The 12,186-nt window shown below is 57.2% G+C and carries 14 protein-coding genes, 1 other RNA gene and 1 pseudogene; 9 read left to right on the top strand and 7 right to left on the bottom strand.

What is annotated here, in order from left to right; genetic code table 11:
• Window positions 1-40 precede the first annotated feature (40 nt).
• From EAO82_RS04300 to EAO82_RS04315, 4 genes are all read left to right on the top strand, one after another.
• Entirely contained in the window at window positions 41-265 is a 225-nt protein-coding gene (locus tag EAO82_RS04300) for a metal-sensing transcriptional repressor (protein ID WP_013970887.1), read from the top strand.
• Between the two features lie 59 nt (window positions 266-324).
• Window positions 325-1,434 carry an S-(hydroxymethyl)glutathione dehydrogenase/class III alcohol dehydrogenase gene (locus EAO82_RS04305; protein WP_003291553.1) on the top strand — a complete coding sequence of 370 codons (1,110 nt, stop codon included), beginning with the start codon at window positions 325-327 and terminating at the stop codon, window positions 1,432-1,434.
• A 43-nt stretch (window positions 1,435-1,477) separates the two neighbouring features.
• The gene (locus EAO82_RS04310; RefSeq protein WP_096344990.1) at window positions 1,478-1,876 is read left to right on the top strand and encodes a VOC family protein; all 399 of its coding nucleotides are present in this window, start codon (window positions 1,478-1,480) and stop codon (window positions 1,874-1,876) included.
• A 185-nt stretch (window positions 1,877-2,061) separates the two neighbouring features.
• A complete protein-coding gene (locus tag EAO82_RS04315; protein ID WP_096344989.1) occupies window positions 2,062-3,396 on the top strand; it encodes a DUF3422 family protein in 1,335 nt (444 codons plus the stop codon).
• Between the two features lie 103 nt (window positions 3,397-3,499).
• Here the strand turns inward: EAO82_RS04315 and EAO82_RS04320 are convergent.
• Together EAO82_RS04320 and EAO82_RS04325 are read right to left on the bottom strand one after the other, a co-directional pair.
• Window positions 3,500-3,694: pseudogene (locus EAO82_RS04320) on the bottom strand (transposase); the annotation flags it as partial.
• A gap of 204 nt (window positions 3,695-3,898) precedes the next feature.
• Entirely contained in the window at window positions 3,899-4,912 is a 1,014-nt protein-coding gene (locus EAO82_RS04325; RefSeq protein ID WP_096344988.1) for a GlxA family transcriptional regulator, read from the bottom strand.
• 63 nt (window positions 4,913-4,975) lie between these two features.
• On the opposite strand from EAO82_RS04325, the gene EAO82_RS04330 reads away from it, so the two are divergent.
• Window positions 4,976-5,278: a putative quinol monooxygenase gene (locus EAO82_RS04330; RefSeq protein ID WP_007182542.1), complete on the top strand. Its 303-nt coding sequence runs from the start codon at window positions 4,976-4,978 to the stop codon at window positions 5,276-5,278.
• A 78-nt stretch (window positions 5,279-5,356) separates the two neighbouring features.
• On the opposite strand, the gene EAO82_RS04335 is transcribed toward EAO82_RS04330, so the two are convergent.
• A protein-coding gene (locus EAO82_RS04335; protein ID WP_096344987.1) for an IS3 family transposase occupies window positions 5,357-6,510 on the bottom strand; the annotation gives its coding sequence in 2 pieces (ribosomal slippage) (window positions 5,357-6,264 and window positions 6,264-6,510; 1,155 coding nt in all).
• A 182-nt stretch (window positions 6,511-6,692) separates the two neighbouring features.
• Between EAO82_RS04335 and EAO82_RS04340 the strand changes: the two genes are divergently transcribed.
• Window positions 6,693-7,682, top strand: coding sequence for a tyrosine-type recombinase/integrase (locus EAO82_RS04340; protein ID WP_096344986.1), 990 nt, complete (start codon window positions 6,693-6,695; stop codon window positions 7,680-7,682).
• Here the strand turns inward: EAO82_RS04340 and EAO82_RS21085 are convergent.
• From EAO82_RS21085 to smpB, 3 genes are all read right to left on the bottom strand, one after another.
• The gene (locus tag EAO82_RS21085; protein WP_096344985.1) at window positions 7,663-8,052 is read right to left on the bottom strand and encodes an HNH endonuclease; all 390 of its coding nucleotides are present in this window, start codon (window positions 8,050-8,052) and stop codon (window positions 7,663-7,665) included. The genes EAO82_RS04340 and EAO82_RS21085 overlap by 20 nt on opposite strands.
• Window positions 8,053-8,313: 261 nt before the next feature.
• Window positions 8,314-8,701: a transfer-messenger RNA gene (ssrA, locus tag EAO82_RS04350) on the bottom strand.
• Window positions 8,702-8,949: 248 nt separating this feature from the next.
• Window positions 8,950-9,432, bottom strand: a complete 483-nt coding sequence (smpB, locus tag EAO82_RS04355) for an SsrA-binding protein SmpB (protein WP_096344984.1) — start codon at window positions 9,430-9,432, stop codon at window positions 8,950-8,952.
• A gap of 110 nt (window positions 9,433-9,542) precedes the next feature.
• Here smpB and EAO82_RS04360 point away from each other — a divergent pair, with 110 nt between their 5' ends.
• From EAO82_RS04360 to EAO82_RS04370, 3 genes are read left to right on the top strand one after another with little or no spacing between them, the layout of a single operon-like run.
• Window positions 9,543-10,946, top strand: coding sequence for a sodium-dependent transporter (locus tag EAO82_RS04360; protein WP_096344983.1), 1,404 nt, complete (start codon window positions 9,543-9,545; stop codon window positions 10,944-10,946).
• A 20-nt stretch (window positions 10,947-10,966) separates the two neighbouring features.
• Window positions 10,967-11,404, top strand: a complete 438-nt coding sequence (locus EAO82_RS04365) for a type II toxin-antitoxin system RatA family toxin (RefSeq protein ID WP_096344982.1) — start codon at window positions 10,967-10,969, stop codon at window positions 11,402-11,404.
• Window positions 11,397-11,714 carry an RnfH family protein gene (locus EAO82_RS04370; RefSeq protein ID WP_096344981.1) on the top strand — a complete coding sequence of 106 codons (318 nt, stop codon included), beginning with the start codon at window positions 11,397-11,399 and terminating at the stop codon, window positions 11,712-11,714. Before EAO82_RS04365 ends, EAO82_RS04370 begins: the two co-directional genes overlap by 8 nt.
• A 27-nt stretch (window positions 11,715-11,741) precedes the next feature.
• On the opposite strand, the gene EAO82_RS04375 is transcribed toward EAO82_RS04370, so the two are convergent.
• Entirely contained in the window at window positions 11,742-12,182 is a 441-nt protein-coding gene (locus EAO82_RS04375; RefSeq protein ID WP_096344980.1) for an outer membrane protein assembly factor BamE, read from the bottom strand.
• Between the last annotated feature and the right edge of the window lie 4 nt (window positions 12,183-12,186).

Raw genomic sequence — 12,186 nt, forward strand, 5'->3', positions numbered from 1 at the left:
TCGGCGTCAGGCCCCGCTTATCTGGAGTGAAAAGCGGTGAGTGCCACATGGCCCGGAAGAAAAGAAGCAAGCGCTCGATGCAGGTGCTGAATGCCCTGCAATTCTTCAGCAGCTTGCAGCTGTTCGTGGGGCTGACAACGGATTGATGGCAACGGTTATGGAGAGCTATCTACGGGAAGAGTTTCCCAGTAGCGAAATCAGGAGCGATTCGCAGAACAAGTCCATTGACGAGACCATCTCCATCGTCCGCTCCTACCTGCGGTAGAGACACCAGGGTGCCCTCGGTGAGGGAAAATTTAGTTAGCTAGTAAAGGAAGCGACATCATGAAATCACGTGCAGCAGTTGCCTTCGGGCCTGGAAAGCCACTGGAAATCGTCGAGATCGACGTCGAGCCGCCGCGCAAGGGCGAGGTGCTTGTCAGGATCACGAATACCGGCGTTTGCCATACCGACGCCTTCACCCTGTCGGGCGAGGACCCGGAAGGCGTGTTCCCGGCGGTGCTGGGCCATGAGGGCGCCGGCATCGTGGTCGAGGTCGGCGAGGGCGTGACCTCGGTCAAGCCGGGTGACCACGTGATCCCGCTGTACACCGCCGAGTGCGGTGAGTGCCTGTTCTGCAAGAGCGGCAAGACCAACCTGTGCGTGGCGGTGCGCGCCACCCAGGGCAAGGGCGTGATGCCCGATGGCACCACCCGCTTCAGCTACAACGGCCAGCCGATCTACCACTACATGGGCTGCTCGACCTTCAGCGAATACACGGTGGTGGCCGAAGTCTCGCTGGCCAAGATCAACCCGGACGCCAATCCCGAGCATGTCTGCCTGCTGGGTTGCGGTGTGACCACCGGCATCGGCGCTGTTCACAACACGGCCAAGGTTCAGCCGGGTGACTCTGTGGCCATCTTCGGCCTCGGCGGCATCGGGCTCGCTGCGATTCAGGGGGCACGCCAGGCCAAGGCAGGTCGCATCATCGCCATCGACACCAATCCAGCGAAGTTCGAGCTGGCTCGTACCTTCGGCGCGACCGAATGCCTCAACCCGAAGGACTTCGACAAGCCGATTCACGAGGTTCTCATCGAGATGACCGGTTGGGGTGTCGATCACACCTTCGAGTGCATCGGCAACGTCAACGTGATGCGCTCGGCACTGGAAGCAGCACATCGTGGCTGGGGCCAGTCGATCGTCATCGGCGTGGCTGGTGCAGGCAAGGAAATTTCGACGCGCCCGTTCCAGTTGATCACCGGTCGCACCTGGAAGGGCTCGGCTTTCGGCGGGGTCAAGGGCCGCACTCAACTTCCCGGCATGGTGGAGGACGCAATGAAAGGCGAGATCGATCTCGCCCCGTTCGTCACCCACACCATGGGCCTCGACGACATCAACAAGGCCTTCGACCTGATGCATGAAGGCAAGTCGATTCGCACGGTGATCCACTACTGACCGCCCACTACCCATTCAACACCAACCACCAAGGAAATTAATCATGTCCACTCCTGTCATTTCTGGCGATGGCATCTTTTCGCACATCTTTATCGGCGCTGCCGACCTTCAGAAGTCGGTCGCGTTCTACGAAGCCGCTCTGGGTGCTCTTGGCATCAAGAACCTCGGTCCTTTCAACAACGGATGGGTACTTTTCGGTCGCGAAAAGCCGGCTTTCATCATCGCCCGCCCGGGCAATGGTGAAGCGCCTTCCAGCAACGGCGTGACGATCGGCTTTGCGGCCGCCACTCCCGCTGAAGTGGATGCCTTCCACGCCGCCGGCCTTGCCGCAGGCGGCATTGACGAGGGCCAGCCTGGCGCACGTGGTCACCTGCCGGGTGCCTATGCGGCCTACCTGCGTGATCCGGCGGGCAACAAGGTCTGCTCGTACACCTTCGTCTGAAAGCAAGGAAGCTGAGAGCGTTCTGACAGGGTCAGCACAAGCCTCTATTATACGGCGAGCCTGTTAGACGGACTGTGTAACGCGGTGCCTGCTCATGAAGATCGGCCCGCAGCCATGTGTGAAACGCATGGCTGCGGGCATTTGTTTTGAAGCGTGCTTTTCAACCAATGAGAAATGAGGTCGTTATGAAAGAGCCGGCCAATATCAATACGACGACCGTACAACCCACCCCGACCGCCACCGTGTACGGCATGCCGGCCTATGCCGATCGTGCTGCAGCCGTGGGTGAAGTGCATGCGCGCCCGCATCTGTTGCTTCAGGCCCCCCGCGGTATATTGCAGCTCGCTTTCATGACCGAAGGTGACCAGGCCAGGGATCAGATGGCGATGAGCGAGTTGTCTCATCGCTTCGGCGTTGCCGAGCCCGACCACGCTACGCCGCTACACGGCATGACATGGGATGAGGGAGACCTTCACTGTGAAAAGCACACCGAGTTCTCTACGTATCTCTGGTGCGCTTCGCTGGATTCCAAGACGGGAGAGCCTTGCGGAGAAAATCCCTTCAAACATGGATTTGTTCCTCCGGGCCCGGTCATATCCGGCATCCGCTTGAGACTTCTTCCGTGGATACCAGAAACGGAGAAGGAGGCTGATCGCTTCGATCCTGCCAGCCTGTGCTACTCGTTGGTGGAGAACGGCTCTGCCGCCATCTTGACCGACTTCCGACAGGATGAGGATGGCCTGACGCAGATCCTCATCCTTGCTCGTGATTTGACCCCGGCGCGGGCAGGTGCGCTGGCTCAACGTCTATTGGAGATCGAGACGTACCGTACCTTGGCGTTGCTGTCTCTGCCGTTGACGCGATCGATGACGTCGGAGCTGCGACACATGGAGTCGCGCCTTGCTGCGATCACTGACGAGATGTGTACGAATTTGGTAGAACGCCGCGATAGCGACGTGCTGCTTTCCGAATTGACAGGTCTGGCCGCCGAACTGGAAGCTGGCGTCGCGGCAAATCTCTATCGCTTCGGCGCCAGCCGTGCCTACTACGAGATCGTCGAGGAAAGGCTGGCTGCGCTTTCAGAAGTGGCCGTATCCGGATACAGCACCTGGGCGGATTTCCTGCAGCGTCGCATCGCTCCAGCCATGCGGGAGTGCCAATCCGTAAAGGAGCGCCAGGCCAAGCTCTCCGACAAACTGACCCGAGCCATCGCGTTGCTGCGTTCGTGGATCGACGTCGAACTTGAACGCCAGAACCGCGATCTGCTGGCTTCGATGAACAACCGGGCCAAGTTGCAATTGCGCCTTCAGCAAACCGTCGAAGGCCTGTCGGTCGCGGCAATTTCTTATTACGTCGTGAGTCTTCTCGGCTACCTGCTCAAGGGCATTCCGCTCGTTCACGACAGCGTGGCGCAGGTGATGGCGGTTCTGGTACCTGCGGTGATGCTGACGATCTGGTGGATCGTCCGCAGGATAAGACACGCCCACAGCGACACGGCGGCGGAAGAGAAATCTTCCTGACGAGCTGCCGTCCTGGCGCGCGATAGCTGCGCCGTCCGTTTGAACAGAGGAGAACAACATGCCAAGCAATTCTTTCGGTGAATCCTCTTGTACCGCTGCGGCCTGCATTGAAGCGTTTGTAGACATTATTCCAGTAGCCAAACGCCTTGGGCAGGTCTCTCCAGGGACATCCCGTGCGCATGCGGTACAGCATGCCCTCCACGGTCATTCGTAGATCACGCTTGTTGTAGATGGCCTTGTGCAGCAGAATTTCCCGCAGCTTCGACCAATGCTCATCGCTGAGCAGTAATCGGGGCATTGCAAGCTCGTATCGATGTTGGGTCAGAGCTTCAACGATACGGGCTTGTTCTTATAGATCAATGGGTTAGCGCGAAATGGCAACAGACCCTAGCAAACCAGTTCAAATAACGTGGCGCAGTAGTTTTATCAGGTCCAAATGCGCCGTTTGGCCTGCGTCAGTTTCGCGGCGGTCTCCAGCCGTACATATACCAAACGCCTCTGGTCATCCGCCGCGTCGCAACTCCCTGACACCCCGGCCCAGCTTGCGGCGCAGCAGGGCCCGCAGGGTCGCCCCATCCGAATACCCGACCTGTGTGGCGACCTGGTCGACGCTGGCGTTTCCGGTGCGCAAGAGATGGACGGCATGCTCCACGCGCAGGTCCTGGAAATACGACAACGGTGTCTTGCCCAAAACGCTTTGCAGCCGCCGCGCCAAGGTGCGCTCGCTTGTGCCCGCGGCGCTGGCCGCCTCGGCCAGCGAGAACCCCTGCGCGAGCTGACTTCTGGCCCAGCTCTCGAAGCGCTCGACCATCGGGTCGGCATGCGCAAGGTGGTCGGGAATCACGAACTCGGCTTGCGAACTGCGTGCCTCGACCAGCAGATAGCGTGCCACCAGGGCCGCCAGCGCCGGACTGCGCTCCCGGATGATGCGCAAGGCCAAGTCGACGTGGGCCAAAGCGGCACCCGCGGTAGTGAAGCGTGTCGAGTTCACGATCATGCGTGACTCGTCCAGCTTGACGTTCGGATAGCGCTGCCGAAACATCGGCCCCAGCCACCATGACGTCGTCGCACGATGCCCATCAAGCAGGCCACTCTCTGCAAGTAAGAAACTACCGGAGCAGGCGGCACCAAGGTGCGCGCCAGCGGTGGACCACAGCTGTAGCGCGGCGACCGCATCGGGCACGTCGGGGCGTGTGAGCCGAGCTGAGAGCGTGTCAGGCATCTTGTCACCAAACGCGGGCACGAGCACGACGTCTGGTTCCGGCACACCACGCGCAGTGACCACGGGGACCGTCAAGCCCTGCGCCGTTCGGATGCGACGCCGCACGCCCACCAGCGTGAGCTCTATGTGCGCGGGAGCCTGTGGCAGCGAGCCCGACATCGCATTGGCCAAGCCCACTGTGTCAGTGAGCGCCGCAAGCCCCAGATCAAACACGCCATCACAAACAAGGATATGAAGTTTCATGGCAATAATGATATCAAAGTTGTCATTGTTGTCTATATAAATGGTTGTCATAAAGACTTAGACTGCAGGCTCATCGATGCTTTCACCTAAACCATTTACCCAAAGGATTACAGTATGACTAAGCTCGCCCTGTTTGTTCGCCTCGAAGCCAAACCCGGCCAGGAGGCTGCGCTTGCCGACTTCCTGGCCAGCGCACTGCCGCTCGCCAACGCCGAATCCGGCACCACTGCCTGGTTTGCATTGAAGTTTGGCCCTTCGACGTTCGGTGTGTTCGATGCCTTTGCCGATGAGGCAGGTCGCCAGGCACATCTGAACGGCCAGATCGCCGCGGCCTTGATGGCCAACGCCGCGACCTTGCTCAGTTCTCCGCCCAATATAGAGAAGGTCGAACTCCTTGCAGCCAAGCTGCCTGCATGACAACCCGGCCTTGACCAAATCAGGTCACGCTGCAGGATGGGGTCACACGGCCTTACATTGTTTGGGTAAGGAGGGGTTCTACCCCGCTTCCACGGACGGTTTTAAAAGAGCCGAAAACTTCAGATCTTGCTGAGCAACTCTACGACGCATTCGTGGGTTATGAAACCGCTCAATATAGTCGAACAGATCCGCTCGCGCTTCATCAAGTGTCCGGCACGATTGATGAGCAACACGCTCGCGCTTGAGTTGGCCGAAGAAGCCCTCACAAGCCGCGTTATCGGCACAATGGCCAACGGCACTCATGCTGCAAACCAGCGTGTTTCGGCTCAGAAAGCGCTGATAGTCGACGCTGGTAAATTGGCTTCCCCTGTCAGAATGTAAAATGACCGACCAGTTACCCTGACGCTGCCAAATCGCCATCTCCACTGCCCGGATGACCATCTGCCTATCTTGGCGATGATGCATCGACCAGCCAATCACTAGCTTGCTGTACAGATCCAGCACTACACACAGGAAGAGCTTGCCCTCCAGCGTGGCTATCTCCGTGATATCCGTGACCCATTTGCGCTCCGGCTCCAAGGCATTGAAGTCGCGTTCCAGTAGATTTTCCACACCTGCTGGGCGGCCAGACGTTACTCGGCCAAAGCCACGTCTCTTCCTGCGCGGCCAACCTTGAATTTGCTCTGCGGCCATCAAGCGAGCAACACGGTTCAGGCTGGCGGTTTCACCTTCGAATAGGAGATCCTCGTGCATGCGAGGCGCACCTATTGCACCGCGGCTATCCTCATGGATCTCACGAATACGCTTTATCAGGCGCGCATTATCCTGAGCGCGTGGGCTTGGCTCACGATCTTGCCAGTCGTAATAGCCACTGGCAGACACCTTCAAACAACGGCACATCAGTCGGACTGGGTACTCGTTGCGGCAGCGCTGGATCACCGAGTACCGTTCGATGATTCCCTGGCAAAGTACGCTGCCGCGTCTTTTAAAAAATCACGTTCCTTCGTCACTCGGGCCAGCTCGCGCTTGAGGCGGGCAAGTTCTTCATCTCGCGGGTTGCCTGTGCCGGGAAAAGGCTTCTCAGCTGCTCGCGCCTCACGCACCCAGCGATTTAGCAAGCTTGGCGCCACCCCGATCTCTTGAGCTATCTGACGACAACTGGTGCCTGAGCGACGGGCCAGTTCTACGGCCTCCCGTTTGAACTCCGGGCTATATTGTTTGCGCTTGGACATGAACACTCCTATGACTCCACATGAGTCTACTTGAAAGTGTCCGTGGAAGCGGGGTAGAACCCATGGGATTGCTGGCCAGTGATCCGTGATCACTATGCAGCCAAAGAAATGACAGAGCGGGATCTGTACCGGCATATTCGGGATCTACTTGAAGAGCGGCATGTTAGATGGGGGAGGGCGGTATGACCGTAAAGCGTCGTCCAGATGGTCGCTGGTTAGCTGATTGTCAGCCTATCCGTGGTCAGCGGTTCCGGAAGTTATTCAAAACCAAAGCTGAGGCTCTACGTTATGAGGCTTACATTAATGCCAACAAAGCCGTTGATCCCTCCTGGAACCCAAAGTCACCTGATCGCCGGCGTTTGTCGGAACTGGTTGACCTCTGGTTTGATCTGCACGGCCACATGCTCAAGGACGGCAAGCGACGCAAATCAAAGCTGGACGCTCTCTGCGTTCGTCTACGCAATCCTGTAGCCGCTCTGCTAGATCCTTCCACCTATGCCCATGATCGACGCATTCGTGCTGAATCAGGCACCACACCTAAAACGCTCAACAATGAGCTTGGCTATCTCCGGGCGGTCTATAACGAACTGCGAGGCCTAGGACAGATCGAATACGACAACCCGTTGCGGCTCGTTAAGCCTTTCCGCATTGAAGAACGCGAATTGTCCTGGCTTACCGACGATCAGATCACGTTCCTGCTCGACGCTATCCGTTCTGGCTGTGATAACCCGCACGTAGAGCCCATAGTATTGTTGTGCCTCGCTACCGGCGCTCGTTGGACCGAAGCTGAAACCAGAACCCCAGCCAACCTGAAAAATGGATCGGTCACCTTCACCAATACTAAATCCAGCAAAGCCCGGACCGTTCCTATATCGCCTGAGCTGGAAGCTTTCTTACGTAACCACTGGAAGCGTCATGGTCCGTTTACAGGTGCAATCACCTCCTTCAGACGCGCTCTCGCTCGGTCGGGTATCACCCTTCCTAAAGGTCAGGCCAGCCATGCTCTACGTCATAGCTTCGCCAGCCATTTCATACAAAAGGGCGGCAATATCCTCACGCTGCAGAAAATACTTGGCCACTCCAGCCTCGCTATGACCATGCGCTATGCTCACCTCGCGCCTGATCATTTAAAGGACGCGATCAAGTTCGCCCCTATAGCGCGAATAATCTAGCCAAGTCGGGCGGGGATTTCCTGTGCAGCTTAGATCCTGGAGGGATCGATACCCAGCGGCCGTTATCCAGGCGCTTCTGTACCAGCTTTTGGTATTGCATAGGCTCACGGCCTTTCTTTCGTTGGTGCCTTAGCTGATTACATCTCACACAAGCTGCGGCTATGTTGCCTCTAGCGTCTTTTCCACCGTCCTGACGAGCTTTCAGGTGCTCGGCTGTACATTGGAAATGCCTGGCTTGGGCTATCGAAATTCGGTGTGATTGAGCGAACTGCTCGGCAGAGTCTTGCCACATCAGAAAACCACAGTAGCAGCAGTGGCCATTTTGCTTCTCAAAAGCGGATTTACGGTATTTCGAAAGTGGATTAGCCATTAACGGCCTCCTTATAAGTTAAGGGGGTCCGCCGGCCAAATAGAATTGATCCTTTGCGGTACCAGCTCCGCATAGAAAGCTGGCCAAACACTGCTCAATAGAGAAGCAGCAACAGCAATTTAGCCCATTGCTGCAAGACCATCAACCTTGAGATTTTTTGAGGCCCTTTCAGGTGTGACACTTTCGGGACACTCGCATACCACAGAAACCAAAAAGCCCCGAAAATCACTAGGATAATCAGGGCTTTAGGTCTTTCTAATTTGGTGGAGCCGGGGGGATTTGAACCCCCGTCCGCCAGTCCTCCGCTATCGGTTCTACATGCTTAGCCAGCTCTACTGAGTTAACTCCTCACCGCCCGAGTGGCAGGGTGTTTGGAGCGAGTTACGTAATGTTTAGTCGCTTCGTCCGTAACATACTAGGCGACGATTCTGTTCTATATGACAATCATTTCGAGTTTACAGACATCCTCTAATGATTGCTGGAGCCGAAGCTACCAGAAGTGCGACTAGGCTGCTTACGCAGCTAGTTGAGCACCGTAATTGTCATCATTGGCAATTATATAGGTTTGCAACAGTTTATTTACGAGTTCTGTTACCAACTCGGCATGCCCCTCCAGTTTTGTAACCGTCGTCGAATCCAAATCGGCCCCAAAACCATCTTGGTCTTTTCTAACAGATGCAATTGTACTGCAAAGGTTCCCTGGTTGATAGGCCAGCGCTAGATGCGGCGCCGATCTGCGAACAAAAAAAGCCCCGCAGAACGGGGCAGAAATTCTTGCTTGCTTGGCCTCACGCCGGATTGGTGGAACTGACCAGTCCGGTATGAATAATTTGACTTGAGGCTGTTGCAAAAGTTCACCGGCCGGGTGAAAAAATTCGAACGGCGAGCACGACGCTGTTAACGGCTGTTATCGCGCACCACGCGCTGCTTCTCACGTGCCCAGTCGCGTTCTTTCTCGACCTGACGCTTGTCGAAATCTTTTTTACCGCGCACCAAGGCGATCTCGCATTTGACCAGGTGGTTTTTCCAATACAGGGCTAATGGTACGCAGCTGAAACCTTTCTGCTGTACGCCTGTAATTAGCTTGTCCAGCTCGCGCGCGTTCAGCAGTAGCTTGCGCGTACGCGTCGGGTCGGCGATGACGTGGGTACTGGCGGTCTTCAGGGGGGTGATATGGCCGCCGAGCAGGAAGGCTTCGCCGTCCTTGAGAAGGATATAGCTGTCGACCAGTTGCGCCTTACCGGCACGCAGGCTTTTCACTTCCCAGCCAGTCAGCATAACGCCGGCCTCAAAGCGGTCTTCGACAAAATATTCGTGTTTGGCCTTCTTGTTCAGCGCGATGGTGCCGCTGTTGGCCTGGGGTTTCTTTTGATTGCTCATAGGCGGCGCATTATAGGGCCTGACACGGCGTTCGGCTATACGGGCCTTGTTACCCCTGATCAAAATCTGGACAATGCCCCTCTTTTTTCGCTAGCGGGCGGTAACTCTGCATGGCCAACGAAAGCACTTCCATTCACGGCATCTGGACCAGCCGGTGGGTCTTTATTCTGGCGGCGACCGGTTCGGCCGTGGGCCTGGGGAATATCTGGAAGTTTCCCTATATGGCAGGCGTGTACGGTGGTGGGGCGTTCGTGCTGGTTTACCTGTTGTGTATTGCATTGGTCGGGCTGCCGATCATGCTGGCGGAGACGGTGCTGGGCCGGCGCGGACGGCAGAGCCCGGTGAATACGCTGCGGAGCCTGGCAGTGCAGGCGGGCGCCTCGGCGCGGTGGTCCTGGGCGGCGATCATGGGTATGGTCGCGGCGCTGCTGATATTGTCCTTTTACAGTGTGGTCGCTGGTTGGTCACTGGATTACATTATCGGCATGGGCCGCGGTGAATTTGTAGGTATTGATGGCGACAGTGCTGGCGCGCGTTTTGGCAGCCTAACGGCCGACCCATGGCGTCTGACCCTATGGCACAGTCTGTTCATGCTGGTTACCGGGGTGATCATCGCCCGCGGCGTCGTGGCGGGACTGGAAAAGAGTTTGCGCATCATGATGCCGATGCTGTTTGTGCTGCTGATCATTCTGCTCGGCTACAGCATGACCACCGGGCATTTCATGCAGGGCCTGACCTTTCTTTTTCATTTTGATCTCGCCGAAGTGCCGGACGGCATTCTCGCAGCCATGGGGCACGCGTTTTTTACCCTGAGTGTCGGCGTGGGATCAATCATGGTATTCGGCTCTTATATGCCGAAGAATTCATCCATAGGCGGCACCGTAATGACGGTAGCGCTGCTTGATACCGTGGTTGCACTGACAGCGGGCATGGCGCTGTTTCCCATTGTATTTGCTGCCGGCCTGGAGCCCAGTGCCGGCCCGGGATTGATGTTTGTCACGCTGCCGATTGCCTTCGGCAATATCGCCATGGGCCAGGTTTTCGGGCTAATGTTTTTCGTGCTGGTCGCGGTAGCGGCATGGAGTTCGGCGATTTCCATGCTTGAGCCTGCGGTGGCTTACTGGGTCGAGCGGACCGGGCGCACGCGGACACAGATCACGGCACTGATCGCATTGATTTGCTGGATCGTCGGGCTGGGCACCGTACTGTCATTCAATGTGCTGGCAGACGCACGCTTCTTTGTCAGCGATGACTCCGGTTGGCGGCTATTTGTATGGGGCGCCGATGGCGGGAAAACGCTGTTTGAAAGCATTGATTACCTGACCAGCCGCATCATGCTGCCGCTGGGCGGGCTGCTCTTTGCTCTGTTCGCCGGCTGGGTGATCGGGCGAGACGTATTTCGAGCCGAGCTGGCGCTGCGCCATCCGCGGCTGTTTCCAGTGGTATATTGGCTGTTACGCTATGTGGCCCCGACAGGGGTGTTGATTGTATTTGTGACTGAACTGTTCAAATAAAGAGGCTTGAATAACCGGCTATGACCCATATCCAGCGCTCGGCGTTGCTGCCGTATCCGGCTCAACGCCTGTTTGATCTCGTCAATCGGGTGGAGCGGTACCCCGAGTTTCTCCCCTGGTGTGCCAAGGCGGAGATTCTCAGCGAAACCGACACCCAGATGCGTGCGCGCCTGACGGTGGCCAAGGCCGGATTAACCCAATCCTTCACCACCAATAACACCTTGGTCCCTGGTCAGCGTATCGAGCTGCGGCTGGAAGACGGCCCGTTCAGTGATCTGCACGGCGTGTGGGAGTTCAAGGCGCTGGGCGAGAACGCCTGCAAGATCAGTCTGGATCTGCACTTCAGTTATGCCGGCCCGGTGGTCAAGGCGACGCTGGGGCCGCTGTTCAATCAGGCCGCCAATAATATGGTCGAAGCTTTTTGTCAGCGTGCGAAGGAGCTATACGGCAATGGATAAAACGCTGGTGGTAGAAGTAGCCTACGCGCTGCCGCACAAGCAGAAGATTCTCAGCCTGACCGTGCCGGAGGGCACCACGGCGCTGCAGGCGGTGCATCAATCGGGTATCCAGAGCCATTTTCCAGAGCTCGATCTTGATGCAAGCGCCATGGGAATTTTTGGCAAAGGGATACCCAAGCCGGCAGAGCGGATTTTGCTGTCAGGTGAACGAGTGGAAATTTATCGTCCGCTGATTGCCGATCCGAAAGAGGTTCGTAAGCAGAGAGCAGCTAAAGCCAAGGCAGCGAAGGATGAAGCTGAGGAAGGCTAGGGCTGTCAGCAGACAGCCCGGGCGGTATTACTCTTCACCGGTGCCCAGCGGAGCACCGAGATCTACGGGGTAGGTTTCCAGTACTTCAGGCTCTTCCTGTTGGCCAGCGCCCATGATCCGTTCATCGCGGCTGGCGCCGGGAACGAAATCGCCGGACAAGCCAACCAGCAGATCGTTTTCAAAGTTCAGGCTGATGCGCTCTTGCGTGCGCTCCTGGTGGCCCGCCTGCATGCTGTAGATATAGTCCCAGCGATTCGGATGGAAGGTATCTTCTACCAGGGGCGTGCCCATGATGAAGCGCACCTGACGGGTAGTCATGCCGGGGCGCAGTTGGTCAACCATCTCCTGGGTGACCACGTTGCCCTGTTGGACATCGATCTTGTAAACGCCGGGAAAGCTACAGCCGGCGAGGCCCAGAACGGAGAGACACAACAGGATACATAGGATTCGGTATAAGCTATTTGGCATCGCG

Source organism: Halopseudomonas pelagia, assembly GCF_009497895.1.
GTDB lineage: Bacteria > Pseudomonadota > Gammaproteobacteria > Pseudomonadales > Pseudomonadaceae > Halopseudomonas > Halopseudomonas pelagia_A.